The organism is Pantoea alhagi (genome assembly GCF_002101395.1).
Lineage (GTDB): Bacteria > Pseudomonadota > Gammaproteobacteria > Enterobacterales > Enterobacteriaceae > Mixta > Mixta alhagi.
In genome coordinates this window covers 2,411,620-2,431,026 of sequence record NZ_CP019706.1, presented here as the reverse complement: position 1 = coordinate 2,431,026, position 19,407 = coordinate 2,411,620, and the positions used below count along the sequence as shown (strand labels likewise).

Genomic DNA, 19,407 nt, shown 5'->3' with positions numbered 1-19,407 from the left:
ACTGATTTCAGAGGGCTTTTGGCTTGTGGTCGTGATGTTGTGTTTGCAATTTGATCTGACGCTTTTCAGATCGGGTAGCCTGGCTACCTTTTATTCCTGTAGATTTACCCTGTCTGTCCATAGTGATTTTAATAGCACCGCATAAGCGGTGCTTTTTTTTGCCTGAAATTACTGGCCCATCTCTACCATCTCTTTGACATCAGAGCGGTTGATCTGCTGCTCGTTGCCCTGAGCATCTTTATAGCTGATCATACCGGTATCATCGTCTACCATAGGCTTACCATCGGTAACAATAGTGCGCCCATCATTGGTATGCATAACGTAATTGCTGGAACAGGCGGCTAAAGTAAATGTCATGGCACAGGCGGCCAGTACTGCGGCGAGTTTTTTCATTTTCTATCTCCTTGCAGATTAAATGCGATAAACCAACCGTTCCAATCAGCCAGCGTGAATGGTGCTCAGCAGCAACATTCGCTCTGGTAAATCGGCGGTAAACAGTTTAAACCTTGCCTTTTCAGCATAACGTGGATTTGCTGCTTTGCCAGTGGCTTAGGCGCTATTCGGCCTGTTCCTGGCCGCAGAAGCTAAACCTTTATTGTAATGAGAACCGCATGACCCTATTTAATCCCGCCCAGTTCCGCCAGCAGTTTCCGGCGCTGGCAAACGCGGGCGTTTATCTGGACAGCGCCGCCACCGCATTAAAACCTCAGGCGGTGATTGAGGCCACCGATCACTATTACAGCCTGAGCGCCGGTACTGTGCATCGCAGCCAGTATGCGGCAGCGCGTAAGCTTACTGAGCGTTATGAAAGCGCGCGTGCGCAGGTGGCTGGCCTGATTAATGCGCCGAATCCACAGACGATTATCTGGACACGCGGCACCACCGAAGCGATCAACCTGGTGGCGCAGAGCGCATTCAGACCTACCTTACAGCTTGGCGACGAGATTATCGTTAGCGAAGCAGAGCATCATGCCAATCTGGTGCCCTGGCTAATGGTTGCTGAACAGACCGGCGCACGGGTGGTGAAATGGCCGCTGGGCCAGGATCGTCTGCCGGATATGGCCCTGTTGCCCACACTATTAACCGGTAAAACGCGTCTGCTGGCGCTGAGCCAGATGTCCAACGTGACCGGCGGCTGTCCCGATCTGGCGCAGGCGATACAGCTGGCGCATGCCGCCGGGGCATTGGTTATGGTAGACGGCGCACAGGGCGTGGTGCACTGCCCGCCGGATATGCAGGCGCTGGATATTGATTTTTATGCCTTCTCCGGCCACAAACTTTACGGGCCGATGGGCATTGGCGCGCTGTACGGTAAACCGGCGCTGCTGGAAGCGATGGCACCCTGGCAGGGCGGCGGCAAAATGCTTAGCCATGTGGATTTTAATGGCTTTACGCCGCAGCCGATCCCCTGGCGTTTTGAGGCCGGAACGCCAAACGTCGCAGGCGTTATCGGCCTGAGCGCCGCGCTGGAATGGCTGGAAAAGGTGGATATCGAGGCGGCAGAACGCTGGAGCGGTAGCCTGGCGACGCTGGCGGAAGAACAGCTACAGGCGATCCCCGGCTTTCGCAGCTTTCGCAGCGGTGAATCCAGCCTGCTCTCTTTTGATATTGCCGGTATTCATCACAGCGATGTGGTCACGCTGCTGGCCGAAAGCGGCGTGGCGGTACGCGCCGGTCAGCACTGCGCGCAACCATTAATGGCAGCACTGGGCGTCAGCGGTACGCTGCGCGCCTCTTTTGCCCCCTATAATAGCCTGCAGGATGTCGATGCGCTGGTGCGCGCCATCCATAACGCCATCACTTTACTGGCAGAGTAATCACTATGACGCTTATCGCTCCACATCCGTTTGCTGCCCTGATCACCGTTTCATCATTAAAAGAAAAATTTGCTGCCTGCCCCGGCTGGGAAGAGCGTTATCGTCAGCTGATTCTGCTGGGCAAACAGCTGCCGCCGCTGCCGGATGCGCTGAAAAGCGCGGAAATTGAGCTGAGCGGCTGTGAAAATCGCGTCTGGCTGGGCCATCAGCGCCTGCCTGACGGATCCCTGCATTTTTACGGTGACAGCGAAGGAAGAATCGTTCGCGGCCTGCTGGCGGTGCTGCTGACGGCAGTTGAACGACAGCAGCCGGAAATCTTGCTGCAGCAGGATCCGCTGCAGCTATTTGATGAGCTGGGCCTGCGCGAACAGCTGAGCGCCTCGCGCAGCAGCGGGCTGGACGCGCTGGCCCAGGCGGTTCGCGCAGCGGCGGCTAACCCTGACGCGCCGCCTTCGCCAACATTTTCTTAAGCACGTGCGATACCGCCACAAAACCAAAGGTAGCCGTTACCATCGTAGCGGCGCCGAAACCGGAGGCGCAATCCATCCGCTTCGGGCCTTCTGCCGTGCTGCGTGAAGCGCAAACGCTGCCGTCCGGCTGAGGATAAACCAGCGCTTCAGTAGAAAATACGCAGTCGATGCCCAGCTTGCCTTTACTGTTTTTCACCACGCCGAAATCCTGCTTTAGCCGCTCCCGCAGCTTCGCCGCCAGCGGATCCTGAATCGTTTTCGCCAGATCGCTCACCTGGATCTGGGTAGGATCGATTTGTCCGCCAGCACCGCCAGTGGTCACCACCGGGATCTTATTGCGGCGACACCAGGCAAGCAGCGCCGCCTTGGGCCGCACGCTATCGATGGCATCGATCACATAGCTGTAGCCTGCGCCCATCAGCTCCGCAGTATTATCGGGCGTAATAAAATCGTCCACGCAGTGAACCGTGCATTCCGGATTGATCGCCAGGATACGCCCGGCCATCACTTCCGTTTTTGCCTTGCCAACATTGCCCTGTAAGGCATGAATTTGACGGTTGGTATTGGTGATGCAGACGTCGTCCATATCGATCAGGGTAATAGCACCGATACCGGTACGCGCCAGCGCTTCCGCCGCCCATGAGCCAACGCCGCCGATGCCGATCACGCAGACGTGCGCATCGGCAAACAGCTGTAATGCGTCCTGACCATAGAGGCGCGCCGTACCGCCAAAGCGCTGCCGCCAGGCGTCAGAGAGAACTCTCATGAAATAACCTTTGTTGATAGTCAATAGCGGGCCAGAACGGCCCGCTATACAGAAGTTTACTGGCTGGCGCTGACCAGCATTGAACCATTCGGGTTGTTTTGCGCGTTACTGAACAGCGTAGTGCCGGTGCCCGGCGCAGCGCGCAACACCCAAACGCGGCCATAATGATTAAAGAAGCCGGCCATATGCCCCGCCTCGGGCCCGATACCCTGATAAATATCAAAGTGCTGCCCTTTGATGGCCCCGCCTACATCCAGCGCCACCATCAAACGCATCTCATACTTACCGGTGAACTTGCCGTCATTATTTAGCAGCGGCACTTCTGCCAGCAGCACCGTGCCCGGCGGGATCAGCGAACGGTCCGCCGCCACCGACGCTTTCGCAATCAGCGGCACCGCGCTGGCGCCGCGCACCGGCGTAAACTCCTCCGGCTTAAAGAAAACGAAAGAATTATTGGTTTCCAGCAGCGCACGCACCTCTTCCGGGCTGTGCTCATCGGCCCACTTACGGATCGCCTGCATCGACATATCTTCGCGTTTCACTTCGCCGCGATCGATCAGCTCTTTACCGACGCTGTGATAGGCCCAGCCATTTTTACCGGCATAGCCAAAGAACATCAGCGGACGCCCATCGCCAAAATCGACATAGCCGCTGCCCTGCACATCCATAATAAAGTTATCCATCAGCGAATTGCTGTAGCCAATCACATAGCGCTCATCCAGCGCGCCGCTGTAGATCTGTGCCCGGCTCGGCAATTTGCGGCCTTTACTACGCGGCGGCATACGGTAGAGCGGATACTGGAACTCGCCCTGGCGCGTATAGCGCGCGTGGATAACCGGCGTGTAATAACCGGTAAACTGGACGTTGCCGTAATTATCCACCCCTTCCATCTGGTACGCATCCAGGCCAAACAGTCGCAGCTGGCGCGTATCGCCCCCTGCCAGCAGCCAGTTCTCAATAGCGTTATAGGTATTATTTTGACGTGTATATAAAGAAGAAGAGGCAAAGCGTATTTCACTGACCTGATCGCCGAAATCTTTACCGTTAACCGGACGCCCTTTGGCATTCGGCTGATTCACCAGCTCCAGAGGCTGCTCAATTTTACCATCTTTATATTGCTGACCGCGATCGGTCGGCTTAGAGGAACAGCCCGCCAGCAGTGCTAACAGCGCGCCCGTAACCCAATACTTCGTCCAACGTCCTTTCATTGTATTCTCACCTCAGCTGCGTGCAGGGCAAGATAGCAAAGGGGTTATAAGAATGAAATGCGTTACCGGAAAAAGAGTCGCACACTTTGTTTGATTAATCAGCAAAACGCGGAGATATTCAACAACTGACGCTATTAACCCAATTAATTTTCAAAAAGGGGTTGCATCATAATCCGGTAAGAGTATAGTGCGCTTCCACGGACGCGGGATGGAGCAGCCTGGTAGCTCGTCGGGCTCATAACCCGAAGGTCGTCGGTTCAAATCCGGCTCCCGCAACCAATTAAGAAGTACGCAATAGCGTGTCGTGACGGAAGCGACAACATCCGGACGCGGGATGGAGCAGCCTGGTAGCTCGTCGGGCTCATAACCCGAAGGTCGTCGGTTCAAATCCGGCTCCCGCAACCAATCATTAAAACACCCTTAAGGGTGTTTTTTTGTATCTGGCGTTTGGTAAAAAACCGGTTCGCCCGCAAGCGCGCTCCCCGGTACTCTCACTTCTTATGGTGCGCCAGCGCCGCCCCTTTCGAAAAATAGGCTTTGATGCCGCCAAGAATCGCTTCAGCCACCTGCTGCTGATAGCGCGCCGTACGCAGCTTGCGCTCTTCCGCTGGGTTACTGATAAAGGCTGTTTCCACCAGAATCGATGGAATGTCGGGCGCTTTTAATACCGCAAATCCTGCCTGATCCACGCTGCGCTTATGCAGGTGGTTAATTTTGCCTATACGCGTCAGCACTTCCTTACCAAATTTCAGGCTATCGGTAATGGTCTGGCTTTGCAGCATGTCGAACATGGTATGGTCAAGATAGCGATCGCCGCTTTTACTTACGCCGCCAATTAAATCTGATTCATTCTGCGTTTGGGCAAGAAAGCGCGCCGCCGCTGAGGTTGCACCTTTAGTGGAGAGCGCGAACACTGAGGAGCCGCGCGCTGCCCGGCTGGTAAAAGCATCAGCATGAATGGAAACAAACAGATCGGCCCGCTGCTTACGCGCTTTAGCCACCCGCACCTTCAGCGGTATAAAGACATCTTCATTACGCGTCATATAAGCACGCATATTCGGCTCTTTATCAATCAGCGCCTTCAGGCGGCGGCCAATTTTCAGCACGATATCTTTTTCACGCGTCTTATGCAGGCCATGCGCGCCGGGATCTTCGCCGCCGTGTCCCGGATCGATCATGATAACGATAGGACGATCGCGCCCGGCTTTACCCGGCAGCGGCGCTTCGGCGGGCTGCGTACGTTCCAGATCGCCCTGATTATAATCCTTGAGCAACGCCAGTAGCGGATCGTCCTGGGTGTCGTACGCCGAATAGAGATCCACCACCAGGCGATGCTGGAAGCCAGCTACCGGTGCCAGCGTAAACAGACGCGGCGCGACATTTTGCTTTAGCTCCAGCACGATGCGTACGGTGTTTTTATCGAACTGGCCCACGCGCGCCGCTTTGATATAGGGATCGTTTTTCTGCACCAGATGCCCTACCCCTTTCAGTACCCGATTCAGGTGCAGGTTTTCAATATCGATCACCACACGTTCGGGATGACTCAGGGCAAATTGCTTATATTTCAGGGCCACGCTTGATTCAATGGTCAGGCGGGAATAGCTGGAAGAAGGCCAGATGCGCACCGCAACAATATGACTGCTGGCCGCTAACCCCACCCGGCTAACGCTCAATAGCCATATTGCTCCAGCGCCCTGTAACAGCCGACGACGGCTGATAACGGGATTAGATTCGGACATGCCGCTCCAGATACTGTGTTGTGTCTAAAAAAAAGCCAGAAAAAAATGTGGCGAAAACTTTAACCCAATCGCTTTTATGCTGTCATCCGGAAAAAAGCCTTAAATGCAGCCTGTTAACCTTATTATCCGATTGTGAAAAATGATAAGCGATAATAAAAGCCGCTTGCACTTCAGGCAACAAAAGAATAAAAATACACAAAAACCGAATAGTCATGCAAAAAGAGGGTTTGCCGTGAAGGAACGTAGTACCGCACTGGTTCAGGGTTTTCGCCATTCCGTTCCCTATATCAACGCCCATCGGGATAAGACCTTTGTCATTATGCTCAGCGGCGAGGCGATTGAGCATGATAACTTTTCCAGCATAGTTAACGATATTGGTCTGCTGCACAGCCTCGGCATTCGTCTGGTAGTGGTATATGGCGCAAGGCCACAAATTGATGCCAGCCTGGCAGCACATCAGCTGGAACCGGTCTACCACAAGCATACCCGCGTAACCGATGCACAATCCCTTGAGCTGGTTAAGCAGGCCGCCGGACGTTTGCAGCTGGATATTACCGCTCGCCTGTCGATGAGCCTGAGCAATACGCCGCTACAGGGCGCGCATATCAATGTGGTCAGCGGCAACTTTATTATCTCTCAGCCGCTGGGCGTGGATGACGGCATCGACTATTGCCACAGCGGCCGTATTCGCCGTATTGATGAAGAGGCGATCCACCGTCAGCTCGACAGCGACGCCATTGTTTTGATTGGCCCGGTAGCCGTGTCGGTGACCGGAGAAAGTTTTAATCTGACGTCGGAAGAGGTGGCCACGCAGCTGGCGATTAAACTGAAAGCGGAAAAAATGATCGGCTTCTGCTCTGAGCAGGGCGCGACGGATGATGAAGGCAATATTATTTCTGAACTGTTCCCGAACGAGGCACAGGCGCGTATTGAAACCCTGGAACAGCGTGGTGACTACCTTTCAGGCACGGTGCGCTTTCTGCGCGGTGCGGTTAAGGCCTGCCGCAGCGGCGTGCGTCGCAGCCATTTGATCAGCTATCAGGAAGATGGCGCGCTGTTACAGGAATTGTTCTCCCGTGACGGCATCGGCACGCAAATCGTGATGGAATCCGCAGAGCAGATCCGACGCGCCACTATTAACGATATCGGCGGCATTCTGGAGCTGATCCGCCCACTGGAACAGCAGGGAATTCTGGTGCGTCGCTCGCGTGAACAGCTGGAGATGGAGATCGATAAATTCACCATTATCGAGCGCGATAACCTGACCATCGCCTGCGCGGCGCTCTATCCTTTCCCGGATGAGCAGATTGGTGAAATGGCCTGCGTGGCGGTTCATCCTGACTATCGCAGCTCTTCACGCGGCGAAATGCTGCTGCAGCGTGTTGCTTTGCAGGCGCGTCAGCTGGGGTTGAAAAAACTGTTTGTATTAACCACCCGCAGCATTCACTGGTTCCAGGAGCGCGGTTTTACGCCGGTAGATATCGAGCTGCTGCCGGAAAGCAAGAAGCAAATGTATAACTACCAGCGTCGTTCTAAAGTCTTGATGGCCGATCTGACCTGACCGGTTTAGAACAGGATCTCCTGATGCGGGGCGCGCAGGCGCTCCACCAGTCCGCTGCGCCGCTGGGTGCGCACGGCAACCGCGCGCGCAAAAATTTGCCGATCGGTATAGAGCGTTAATCGGCTGCGTGCGCGAGTAATGGCGGTATAAACCAGTTCCCGCGTCAGCACCGGCAGATAGTGGTTAGGCAACACCAGCGCCGTATGTTCGAATTCCGAGCCCTGCGATTTATGCACCGTCATCGCCCAGGCGGTATCGTGCGGCGGTAAACGACTTGGCTGTACCGCCTTAATCGTGCCGTCGGGCAGTGGAAAGAATACTTTCAGCGCGCCGCTGGCATCGTTCATCGCAACGCCAATATCGCCGTTAAACAGCCCCAGCGCGCTGTCGTTGCGTGCAATCATTACCGGCCGGCCAATATACCAGCGGCTTTGCGCCTGCGGACGCCGAATACGTCGCTGCTTCAGCAACTGGCGTTCGATACGCTCATTCAAACCCGCCACGCCAAATGGTCCTTCGCGCAGCGCACATAACAGCCGGTAACGGGCAAAGGCTGCCAACACGTCATCTGCATCCGCATTGCGCTGTAGCAGCGTTAAATACTCTTCATAACCTGCAATGCCCTGCTCTAAAAGCTGCTGATAATGTTCAGCACTGCTTAGCTCGCTGCGACAAATATCCTCAAAGCCCGCGCCGAAAACCTTTTCCGCCGCTTTGGCATCGCCCGCGTTTACCGCCTGCGCCAGCTGACCGATACCGGAACGGGCATCGAAACGATAACTTTTGCGCAGCAGGCAGATACTGTCGCGCACGTCAGGCATATCCTCACCGTCCGCCCCATCCAGCTGGCAGCCGGTAAGCAGCGCCAGCTGCCGGGCACGCGCCGTACTGTAGCCCGCTTCAGCGCAGCGGCAAATATCGCCCAATACCGCGCCCGCTTCGACCGATGCCAGCTGATCGCGATCGCCCAGGAAAATGACCCGCGCATGTTTTGGCAGAGCGGCAATCAGATTTGCCATCATCGGCAAATCCACCATTGAGGCTTCATCCACCACCAGCACATCAAGATGCAGCGGGTTACCGGCGTGGTAGCGCAGCCGCTGGCTGTTGGGCTGCGCGCCCAGCAAACGATGCAGCGTGGTCGCCTCTTCGGGAAAGGCTGTACGCTCAGCGTCGCTTAGCCGCAACGCCTGCAGCGCCTTGCCTAACGACTCCGTTAACCGCGCGGCGGCTTTACCGGTGGGCGCAGCCAGACGAATACGCAGTTTTTGTTGCGAAAGACGAATCAGCGCCGCCAGCAGTTTAGCCACGGTGGTGGTTTTACCGGTACCCGGCCCACCGGAAATCACAGAGATGTGACGGGTAATGGCCACGGCGGCGGCGATTTTCTGCCAGTCGTCCGGGCGATCGCCGAATAGCTCATTTAATATCTGCTGCAGATCGGCGTCATTGAAAGCGGGCACCGCCTGCCCGGTGGCGATAAAACGCGCCACATGGCCTTCGCCTCGCCACATGCGGTGCAAATAAAGCCGCTGCTGCGCGACCACCAGCGGCGTCGGCTTTGAGCCATCGCTTACCGCGTGGCTTTGCAGAAGCAAATGCTGCCAGTCCTCCGGCTGACCTACTGTGCGCCAGATTTCCGCCGCCAGCTCTGGCTGACGTCCGGCGAACAGTTGACCGTCACGAAAATGATCGAGCGGCAGGCAAACGTGTCCTTCTCCCGCCTCGGCGCTTACGCAGGCCGCAGCCAGCATCAGCGCGGGTTGCTCATCATCCGCCAGCATATGGGCGAACTGCAGATCCAGCGCGCGTATCAGGCGTTTTTCTACCGCCTCGCGCAGCAACTCGCTGATTTTTCTCATTCCGCTTCCACCTTGTCTCCGGTAAACAGGCGATCCAGCGCCATGACAAAATCTGCAGACGGACGGTAATGAAACACGCCGTTTTCACTGGCGCTGCCGTCCATTCCGCGCAAAAAAAGGTAAAACACACCGCCGAAGTGGCGCTGATAATCGTAATCCGCTACACGATGGCGCAAATAGCGATGCAGCGCCAGCGTATAAAGCTGATACTGCAAATCGTAGCGGTGACTAATCATCGCTTCCGCCATCGCCTGCGGCGTATAGGCGGCACTCTCTTCGCCCAGCCAGTTAGATTTATAATCCAGCAGGTAATATTTTCCCTGCCAGCAAAAGACCAAATCGATAAAGCCTTTCAGCATCCCCTGCACCTGCTGAAAATTCAGCTCCGGCGCGCGTGCCGACAACGTATCGTGCTGACGCATTACCGCATCCAGCGCTGGCGCAGTTAGCAGCTGATGCATCGGCAGATAAAACTCCAGCTCGACCAGATAGCGGCCCGGCGTTAATCCCGCCAGATGAATGCCGTCCTGATTAAGCGGCGTTTGCAATACCCGGCTAATCCAGTCGGACAGCATCGGCAACCATTGTTCGCCAAAGCCAGCCAGCTGTAGCTGCTCCGCCAGCCATGTCTCATCCGGAGGCTGGTTAAAATCCAGCGTTTCAAACAGGCCATGCAGAAAAGTACCCGGCGAAGCGCCGCGCGGAAAGGTATGCGGCGTTAGTGCTGGCGCAACAACGTCTGTGGTTTCTCCTGCCGCATCGACATCAAAACGCGGCGCCAGATCGAGCGCAACCGTCGGGCCATGCTGTTGCAGACCGGAGTAGCTGGTAACGCGCCAGTGATCCTGCAGCGGTCGGGAAATCACCGGGCTGTCCAGCTCCGGCATGCTATCGCCTTCCGGCTGCCAGCGCCCTTCCGTAGCCTCTTCCGGCATCACTATCTCTATCGCGTCGTTGCTTAGGCCATACAGCGCTTCCTGTAATCCGCTGGCGTTTAGTGCTTCACCACGCTGAACCAGATAGCCCACCGCGCTTTTGTGCAGATCGCTGTCACCTTCTTTTTTACGGTTGCCCTTAATCAGCGGCGCAATGCCGATGCTACAGTGATAAACAGAGCGGGTCAGCGCCACATAGAGCAGGCGCAAATCTTCCGCCAGCCTTTCCTGCTCGGCCAGCGCCAGGCTCTCTTCATCATCGCTCAAATCCAGCAACGCCTGAAAAGTCTGTCGATCGTGATATAGCCCCTGCGCCGCCTCGCGAAAGTTAGCGGCAAACGGCAGCCAGACCAGCGGATACTCCAGCCCTTTGGATTTGTGAATAGTCACAATCTGCACCAGATGACGGTCGCTTTCGAGACGCAGCTGCTGACTGGCGGACTGATGGTTAGGCTGCGCGACCTGCTGTGCCAGCCAGCGCACCAGCGCATGTTCGCTATCCAGCTGCGCGGCGGCCTCCTGTAACAGTTCCCCAAGGTGCAGCAGATCGGTCAGACGCCGTTCGCCGCTTTCTGAGGCCAGCAGATTTTCTGCAATGCTGCGCCGGGTCATTAATTCACGCAGCATAGGCAGCACGCCGCGCTGCTGCCAGCGTTGACGATAGGCCGCAAACTCTTCAACCAGCGCGTCCCAACGATCTTCATCCTGACTCATGGCGTCGATGGTGGCGGCGTCCAGCCCCAGGATACTGGTGGCCAGCGCGCTGCGCAGGGTACGCTCCAGCTCCGGTGCCAGCACCGCCTGCAGCAGCCACAGCAGCTCACGCGCTTCCGGCGTAGTAAACACGCTGTCGCGGTTAGATAAATAGACCGAAGGGATATTAAGACTTTCCAGCGCATCGCGTATCACCGCAGCCTCGCTGCGGCTGCGCACCAGAACGGTAATGTCGGAGGCTCTGACCGCACGCTGGTCGCCCTGCTTGCCCACCAGCGCCTCACCCCGCAGGCCAGCCTGCAGCCAGTGGAGGATTTCCGCCGCGCACTGACGCGCCATCCACTGCTGGTACTCGCTAACGCCCACACCGTCGCCGGGCTGCAGCCAAAAGCGCAGCGCTGGCTGCACCGCGCCGTCAAGATGGAAACCGCGCGTTTCATTGGACGGCGCGGCGTTCACCTCAATAAAAGGGATCTGACTGAATAAAAACGGATTATCCAGCCGGGAAAAAAGCTGGTTGACGCTGGCGACCATCGCTGGCGATGAACGCCAGTTAGTATCCAGCGTATAGTGCGCGCTGATTTCGCTACGGGCACGCATATAGGTAAAAATGTCCGCGCCGCGAAAGGCGTAAATCGCCTGCTTGGGATCGCCTATCAGCAGCAGCGCATTTTCCGGCTGAGCGATATAAAGCCGCCGGAAAATACGATACTGCTGCGGGTCGGTATCCTGGAATTCATCGATCAACGCAACCGGATAGCGGGCACGAATGGCTTCCGCCAGCAGATCGCCGCCGGGCTGCTGCAGTGCTTCATCCAGACGACTCAGCAAATCATCAAAGCCGAGCAGCGCCCGTAGCTTTTTCTCTCTGCGGGTTGCCAGGCGAATATCTTCCAGCGCCCGGGCAATAATCAGATCGCGTAGCGAAAGCGGCTCGGCAAAGAAGTCATCCACCGCCGTAAACAGCGGATGGCGTGGCGGCTCGCCCTTTTTGGTTTTCCCCAGCAGCACGCTCTGGCGAAAACGTGCCAGATCTTTAGGCACCGTATAACCCTGAGTCTCTTCTTCCACCCAGGCTGCCACATTATTCAGCCAGGCTGGTAAATGCTTACTGCTGTAACTCCGCTTATCAACGCCAGATTTTTCAATCAGATCGCGCAAATCTGCTGCTGCCGCACGCCATTGCGCCTTCAGGTTATCAATGCGCGCCACGATTTTCTCATGGCGCTGCGCCAGCGTTTCTTCACTATCCGGCGCATATTTTAACGCTGGCGATTCGCCATGCAGCCACGGCGTTAAGGTGGCGAGCAGCTGTTCCGGACCGGTCCACTCCTGCGCAATGACTTTGGCAATCGTCAGCGGCAGAGGATAACAGTGGCGACGCCAGAAGTCGGCAGCGGCCTGACGGCGCAGCGCAGATTCATCTTCAATCAGCTGCTGCTCAAACAGCATCCCGGATTCAAAAGCGTTGAGGTTTAGCATCCGCTGACAAAATCCGTGGATGGTAAAAATTGCCGCTTCATCCATTTGCCGTTCGGCAGCCAGCAGCAGCGCGGCGGCATCAGCAGGATCGCTAATCTCCTGCATCAGCGCTGCCAGCATCGGATTGGCACTGCTGCCACGCACGCAGGCCAGCCGCAGCTCATGGATATTCTGCCGAATACGTCCCCGCAGTTCAGCGGTGGCCGCCTCGGTAAAGGTCACCACCAGAATCTCTTCCACCGACAGCGGACGATGAAAAGCATTATCCTGCCCGAGGCCAAGCAACAGCCTCAGGTAGAGTATGCCGATAGTAAAGGTTTTCCCGGTTCCCGCTGACGCCTCGATAAGCCGCTCACCACGGAGCGGCAGTGTTAGCGGATCGAGCCGCTGGGGATTGTTGTCACTCATTTCTTCTCGCTTGTCACCGGCAGCGTCTGCTGCAGGCTGCTGACGTTCGGCCAGGTTTTCCAGCCTTGCGGTGATGCATAGTCAGCTTTTCCATGCTGGCTGCCGGAAATCTGCGACAGCATAGCCAGTCCCTGCTTAGCGATCACCGCCTGGTGGAAGAAATCTGCCAGGCTCTGCGGCGTCAGCGTTTTAAGTTGTTCAATAACCTGGTCACGGGTATCAAAAGCGTAATTTTCCCGATAGAAATCTTTGCCATAGCGCGCCGCCTCTTCATCCAGCGTTTGCGGACGCTGCTGCAGTTCATTAATCAGCGCCGCCTGATACTGGGCGAAATCCTGCTGGCTTAACCCCCGCAGCCGCTTTTCAGCATCGGCATAGAAAGCTTCATAACGTTGCAGCAGCAGAGCGGGCTGTTTGCTGTTGCTTTGCAGCAGAAAACCGATGCCCCACTGGCGTCCCACTGACATCGGGAAGGTAAATACCGCATAGCCCAGCTGTTGTTGAGTACGTAACTGGTTATAAAACCAGGGTTGAATAATCTGACTCAACAGCGAGCTGATAGCAATACTTTGTTCTTCACCGTAGCCCACAGGAATGTAAACCGCAGCCAGCGCCGAGTCGCTGCTGCTGCCCGCCTTCTGAATATTGGCGCGTAGCGGCTGGTTAATAAGGATATCTTCGCTGTGCCACCAGCTTTTGCCCTGACAGTTAATCTGCTGCTTAACTTCACGCGCTAACGACGTCACCATTTGCGGGGACATGTTGCCTACTACCAGCATCTCCGGCGTCGCCTGCTCTGCCAGCATGCGGCGATAGTCGTTCAGCTCCTGCAGGCTAATGGAGTCCAGCAGCTTACGGCGCTCGCTGCGCTCGGTATAGGGAAGCTGCGACAACATCTGTACCGGCTGAATCGCCTGCTCAAAAGCTTTGCCTTTTTCTGCCGCATCCAGTTGTTCTTTATACCAGGACCTGGCCTGCGCCAGCTGATCTTCCGTCGGAACATAGTTGACGTAGCCCTGCAGCAGGGTAACCAGCAGTCTGGGCAGATGTTGAGTAAAGCCGCTGGCGCTAAAAATGACGCCATCGCTTCCGCTGGTGGAAAAGCTAATGCCGCCGACCGCCGCCTGTGAGCTCAATTCATCAAGCGCCAGACCCGCCAGATAATCATTCAGGGCGAACAGCACCTGATGACGGGCGCTATCCATCGCCGCCTTATTACGTAATGCCAGCATAATATCGGCTTTCGGCTCGCTGGCATGATAGCGGCTTGGCATATAAAAGACGCGCAGCCCCGGCTCATTAATCAGCGGTTGCGGATGGGTTATCGGCTTTTCAGATGCCGGGATTAAACTAAAATCATCGGGGATATAGGGATTCAGGGCGGGCAGATCCAGCTTGATATTTTCGGCGTCCTGCTGCCACTTATTGAACAGATCGGCGCTGATTTTATCCACCTGGTAAGGCGCTTCGACAAAATAAGCGACTTTGTTATGCGGCTCGTTGGGGCTGATATACCAGATGCGCGCATTCTGCGGCGTCATCTCTTTCAGGCGCGCGCTGATTTCCGCCGGATCATAGCGGTCAGCAAGGTAGGAGGCATTAAGCGTATGCTCAACCGGCACCCGCAGCATGGTATCCGCCAGCCATTCGATATAATCCATATCGCGCGTAATCGACGGATAGCGATAATCGATATCCAGCACATGCGCCATCTCATCGAAATAGCGTTTATCGATACCCTTATCGCGCAGCATAGCAAGATAATCAAAAATCGCCGCGACTACCCGATCGCGCTGCGCCAGGCCTTTATCGGTTAGCGAAACGCTAATGCCAAATATACCACCGTTACGCGTAATGAGCGGATCGGCACCGGCATCAATGGAATCGGCCAGCCCCTGACTTTGCAGCCAGTCGGAAAGCGTATTTTTGCTGCGGTTGCTAATCAGGTAACTGATCAGCGTATCGGTTTTGCTGCGAAAGCGATCGCTATTGTTATCAATTCGGAATTCCAGACGCAGCTGTTTACGCGGCTGGGCCGGGACGTAATGAATGATAATGCCTTTTTGCTGGTCGGTGACCACCGGCACGTTGATCGCAGGGACGCTGGCGTGACGATTGCTCACGCGCCCAAACGTCTGCGCGGCGATAGTCGCCAGCTCCGGCAGCGGTTTATTGCTGTAGATAACCGCTTTCATCAGGTTGGCCGAGTAGTGCTGCTGATAAAACTGACGCAGCGCATCGTGTAGTTTGCTGTCTGGTTTGTCGCTCAACGTCTCCAGGTTACCGCCGGAGAAGCGCGCCGCTGGATGCGCCGGATTTAACGTCTCCGCTCCAACCTGAGCCATCCGGTGTCCGTCGCGGGAACGCGCCATCGTCAGCTCAGCGTTAACGGCATTCCGCTCGCGATCGGCATTAACCGGATCAAGCAGCGGCTCGGCGATGGCGTCCGCCAGGCGATCAACGGCCGGGGCCAGCGCATCATTTTCCACTTCCAGATAGTAAGCGGTGCGGTAAGAGGCAGTGCTGGCATTATGGCTGCCGCCATGTTTCTTCAGAAACTCTGCCAGGTTATCCGGCTGCGGATAGCGCTTCGAGCCCATCAACACCATATGCTCAAGATAATGTGCCAGGCCCAACTGCCGATCGGGATCGTCCAGCGAACCAATCGGCAGCGTCAGCGCGGCCAGCGATTTCGTTGCCTGGGGATCGGAAACCAGCAATACCGTCATCTCATTATCCAGACGAATCGCCTGATAGTGACGCGGATCTTTATTGCTCTTTTGAATGGTCCGATCGAGAGGCTGCCAGCCTTTCTCAGCGCTGGCCACCTGGCTAAACATGGTGAACATCAGTAACAGACTGGCTGTCCAGACAGCGTACTTTCTCATTTAGTCCCCTTGAGTGTTATCCTTTTTCCAACGCGGTGTCGCTGATCAAAACAACTATCACCACTAAAATCTGGCGGGCTGGCTTCCCGCCAGGCGCATCTACTGTAAGTCAAACTGGCTACTCATCATTTTTCTGCGTATCGCTGCGGTTAAAACGCAGCAGCGGCAACAGCCACTGTTCGGCTGCAGAGCAAATGGCATCAAGCTGCGCCGCTTCCAGCGTGCGGAACAGCCGTTGCAGATAGGGATCGCTCCCCTCGCCTTCCATTTGATAGTTGCCCTGCCAGGCGGTTAACAGCTTCGCCCGCGCTTTGGTTTGCGTGGCCTCATCCATTAGCATGATGTCGTTTTTAGCGTCATAGCTCGCTTCCAGCCAGGCACCACCGGTTTTCGCCAGCAGCAGCAACGGTGAACACATGCCGTCACGATAGCCTTCGACATAGCGCGTAAGCCACTCCTGCGCCTGCTGCGCATCGATCGCGTCAAAGCACCAGCTGCTCTCTTTGCGCCCCAGCATACGGCTCTGCCCTTTTCCACCCAACGCGCACCACGCCAGATGCTCCAGCCACAGCGCCAGCCCATCGGTAAAGTTCAACACGCCAGGTCGCCAACGCAGCAGGCCACTATCCTGCACCTGCGGCAACCAGCCGTTAAGTTTGACGCCGGCAATGGTCAGGTCGATTTCCATACTGCGACTTTCAGCGCGCAACGCCCTGACCTGTTCAGCGAGCGGCATCATCTCTTCCTGCTGCGTCTGCCAGAAGAGTTCACCGAAAGCGCCATATGGCAATACGCCCGCCGCACGATGATGATTGAACAGTCGTTGGGTATCTTCCTCTTCAATCAGCGCGTTTAGCAGCTGGGCGTTGATCTGATAGCGATCGAGCGCATCCAGTACAAAGGGTTCGGCATCTGGCAGTTCGGTCTGCTCCAGCGCAAAACTGACGCCGAGGCGCATGGTAAAGAAGGCGCGAACCGGATGCCGCCAGAAACGCAGCAGCTGTTCAAAACTCAGCTCATGGATCTCCAGCGGCGGCAGCGGCTGCATAAATGGTGGATGTGGCTCGCCGCTGCCACGCGCAGCAGGCAGCCACTCCTGGGCGAAACTGCGATACTCCGCCTGCGGCGCGAAGTTTTGCGGATCGAACGGCATACGGCTGTGCAGACAGTGCAGATGCGCCAGTACCCGTTGAGCGCTGCTGTCAACATCCAGTGCCTCGTCGCCCGGCAGATGAAAACTTTGCCCAATATAGTCCACCAGTTCAGTGACCAGCACCGAAGGATATCGTTCCGTATTATCCTGAATCGAGCGGCCAATATAGCTGATATAGAGTTTCTGCTGGGCTGAAAGCAAAGCCTCCAGGAACAGGAAGCGGTCATCGTCGCGGCGGCTGCGGTCGCCCTTTTGCGGCTGCTGCGCCATTAAATCAAACCCCAGCGGCGGCAGCGTACGCGGATAGACGCCGTCATTCATGCCCAGCAGACATACCACGCGAAACGGCACCGAACGCATCGGCATCAGGGTACAAAAGTTAACCGGCCCGGCCAGGAAACGCTGGCTGATGCGCTGCTGATCGAGGCGTGAGGCCAGCTCATCGCGTAGCAGCGTAGCCGGAACGCTATCAACGTAGCGCGCCTGCAGACCATAGGCCATCACCTGCTGCCACTGCTCTTCAATTAGCATCAGCGCAGCATCGGTATTCACATCGGCAGCAAAAAAGGTTTGCAGCATTTCGCGGCACAGCGGTTGCCAGTCGCTCAGCGTACGCGGCTGAGCCAGTACCTGACGCCAGTGGTTAAGCTGCATCAGCAGTTCTGCCAGATTACCGGCCAGCTCGGCGATTAATCCGCTGGATTCATCGTAAGGCAGGATGCCGTCCCAGTCGCCATGCATGCTTTCCATGGCATAACCGAGCAACATACGCGTGATGCCAAAACGCCAGGTATGCTGACCGGTGGGCGGTAGCTTCAGCTCACGCACGTTATCATCATCCAGCCCCCAGCGAATACCGGATTCCTCGACCCACATACGCAACCGGCGCAGCCCTTCCTCATCAATAGCAAAGCGCGTTGCCAGTGCCGGTACCTCCAGCAGCGCCAGCACCTCTTCACAGGCGAAGCGGCTTTCCGGCAAAGCGAGCAGGTTAAGAAAGGCCATAATCGCCGGATGGGCGAAGCTGGCGCGGCGATCCGAAATGGCAAAAGGCAGATAGCGATCTGAAGATGCGTTGCCGAATACCGCCTGAATATATGGCGTATAGGCATCAATATCGGCCACCATCACGATAATATCGCGAGCGGTTAGCGAGGGATCCGCCTCCATCATGGCCAATAATTGATCCTGCAAAACTTCCACTTCACGCTGCGGGCTGTGACAGACATGTACCACCACGGATCGATCCTGGGGATCGAGGCAGCGCTTTTTATGGCTGCTTTTCAGCTCTTCTGCATCCAGCCCGATCACCGCATTATCTTCCAGCTCCAGCAGATCGTGCTGCAACGCCTGCAACAGCGTATCCTCCGGGACATCGACAAAAGCATCGATTTCCCGCGCCTCCATTTGCGCCAGCAGATAGAGGTTATCGCGCCCCAGTTTACCCCACGAGGCCAGCAGCGGGTTGGTCAGCTGTTGCTCCCCGGCATCGTTAAATAATGAAGAGGCTGCGTCGGGATCGCGAAACAGGGCAATTTCCTGCTGCTGCTGATGATGGCGACGGTGGCGGCTTTGAAGTTTCGCCAGAAACGCGTAATCCTGGATATCGCCCCAGTAGTGCCGACAGGGATTGGTAAACAGCAGATGAATATCGATATGCTTGCCCAGCGCCTGTAGCGCCTGCAGATAGACAGGCGGCAGCGCGGAGATCCCACAGATAAAGACGCGGTCGGGCAAGCCCGCCGGACGTGATTCGCTGCTTTCCAGCTTTTGAATAAAACGCGCATACAGGTTGGCGCGGTGCCACTCTGGCTGATCGAGATCGCGGGTATATTCCACCAGCGCAGCCCACAGCGGGGCCTGCCACTGCTGCGCCTCGCCCAGCCCATCGATCATTTTCCCCTGCTGCCAACTGTTCAGCCATTCCGGGCGATAGACCAGATACTGGTCATAAAGATCGGCCACGCGCGAAGCCAGCTGGAACAGCTTACGTTTGTCATCGTCGTCGTTGAGATAGTGCTGCAACGGGCGAAACGCCTCCTGCCGCAGCAGATCGGGCAGCAGCGTCATTAGCTTCCAGCTCATGCTGGCTTTATTAAAGGCGCTCTCTTTGGGGATGCCGGGCAAGACGCGCACAAACATATCCCAGATAAAAGAGGCGGGCAGCGGAAAAGCGATATTGGCTGCAATCCCGAACTGCTGTGCCAGCTGCATCTGTAGCCACTGCGCCATGCCCGGGCTTTGCACCAGCACCACCTCGGACTGAAAAGGGTCGCGTAACGGTTCGTTTTCAATCAGATACGCCGCCAGCGATTTAAGAATATCGAGCTGGTTGGAGTGATAAACCGTAAACATGTTGGCTCCTGTTCAGTGCTGCTACGGCGCGTCAGCGCGGGGACACTCT

General features: G+C 56.3%; 11 protein-coding genes and 2 tRNA genes. 5 read left to right on the top strand and 8 right to left on the bottom strand.

Annotated features, from left to right (window positions below; translation table 11 throughout):
• Positions 1–168 precede the first annotated feature (168 nt).
• A complete protein-coding gene (locus tag B1H58_RS11335) occupies positions 169–393 on the bottom strand; it encodes a YgdI/YgdR family lipoprotein (RefSeq protein WP_085070364.1) in 225 nt (74 codons plus the stop codon).
• A gap of 218 nt (positions 394–611) precedes the next feature.
• Between B1H58_RS11335 and csdA the strand changes: the two genes are divergently transcribed.
• The gene (csdA, locus tag B1H58_RS11330) at positions 612–1,817 is read left to right on the top strand and encodes a cysteine desulfurase CsdA (RefSeq protein ID WP_085070362.1); all 1,206 of its coding nucleotides are present in this window, start codon (positions 612–614) and stop codon (positions 1,815–1,817) included.
• A 5-nt stretch (positions 1,818–1,822) separates the two neighbouring features.
• On the top strand, positions 1,823–2,287 hold the full coding sequence (gene csdE, locus B1H58_RS11325; RefSeq protein ID WP_085070360.1) for a cysteine desulfurase sulfur acceptor subunit CsdE: 465 nt from the start codon (positions 1,823–1,825) through the stop codon (positions 2,285–2,287).
• On the opposite strand, the gene tcdA is transcribed toward csdE, so the two are convergent.
• Complete coding sequence (tcdA, locus tag B1H58_RS11320) at positions 2,250–3,053, bottom strand: tRNA cyclic N6-threonylcarbamoyladenosine(37) synthase TcdA (protein ID WP_085070358.1); 804 nt, start codon at positions 3,051–3,053, stop codon at positions 2,250–2,252. The genes csdE and tcdA overlap by 38 nt on opposite strands.
• A gap of 56 nt (positions 3,054–3,109) precedes the next feature.
• Entirely contained in the window at positions 3,110–4,261 is a 1,152-nt protein-coding gene (mltA, locus tag B1H58_RS11315; RefSeq protein ID WP_085070356.1) for a murein transglycosylase A, read from the bottom strand.
• A gap of 202 nt (positions 4,262–4,463) precedes the next feature.
• Between mltA and B1H58_RS11310 the strand changes: the two genes are divergently transcribed.
• Together B1H58_RS11310 and B1H58_RS11305 are read left to right on the top strand one after the other, a co-directional pair.
• Positions 4,464–4,540 (top strand) — tRNA-Met (locus B1H58_RS11310).
• Positions 4,541–4,589: 49 nt separating this feature from the next.
• Positions 4,590–4,666, top strand: a tRNA-Met gene (locus B1H58_RS11305).
• Between the two features lie 86 nt (positions 4,667–4,752).
• Here B1H58_RS11305 and amiC read toward each other — a convergent pair.
• Positions 4,753–6,000 carry an N-acetylmuramoyl-L-alanine amidase AmiC gene (gene amiC / locus B1H58_RS11300; RefSeq protein ID WP_085070354.1) on the bottom strand — a complete coding sequence of 416 codons (1,248 nt, stop codon included), beginning with the start codon at positions 5,998–6,000 and terminating at the stop codon, positions 4,753–4,755.
• Between the two features lie 232 nt (positions 6,001–6,232).
• Here amiC and argA point away from each other — a divergent pair, with 232 nt between their 5' ends.
• Positions 6,233–7,561 carry an amino-acid N-acetyltransferase gene (gene argA / locus B1H58_RS11295; RefSeq protein ID WP_085070352.1) on the top strand — a complete coding sequence of 443 codons (1,329 nt, stop codon included), beginning with the start codon at positions 6,233–6,235 and terminating at the stop codon, positions 7,559–7,561.
• Positions 7,562–7,566: 5 nt separating this feature from the next.
• Here the strand turns inward: argA and recD are convergent, their stop codons facing one another.
• The 4 genes from recD to recC all read right to left on the bottom strand — a co-directional run bounded on the left by recD (position 7,567) and on the right by recC (position 19,358).
• Entirely contained in the window at positions 7,567–9,423 is a 1,857-nt protein-coding gene (recD, locus tag B1H58_RS11290; protein WP_085070350.1) for an exodeoxyribonuclease V subunit alpha, read from the bottom strand.
• Complete coding sequence (gene recB, locus B1H58_RS11285; RefSeq protein ID WP_085070348.1) at positions 9,420–12,962, bottom strand: exodeoxyribonuclease V subunit beta; 3,543 nt, start codon at positions 12,960–12,962, stop codon at positions 9,420–9,422. Before recB ends, recD begins: the two co-directional genes overlap by 4 nt.
• Complete coding sequence (gene ptrA, locus B1H58_RS11280) at positions 12,959–15,850, bottom strand: pitrilysin (RefSeq protein WP_085070346.1); 2,892 nt, start codon at positions 15,848–15,850, stop codon at positions 12,959–12,961. Before ptrA ends, recB begins: the two co-directional genes overlap by 4 nt.
• A 118-nt stretch (positions 15,851–15,968) precedes the next feature.
• Positions 15,969–19,358, bottom strand: a complete 3,390-nt coding sequence (recC, locus tag B1H58_RS11275; RefSeq protein ID WP_085070343.1) for an exodeoxyribonuclease V subunit gamma — start codon at positions 19,356–19,358, stop codon at positions 15,969–15,971.
• Between the last annotated feature and the right edge of the window lie 49 nt (positions 19,359–19,407).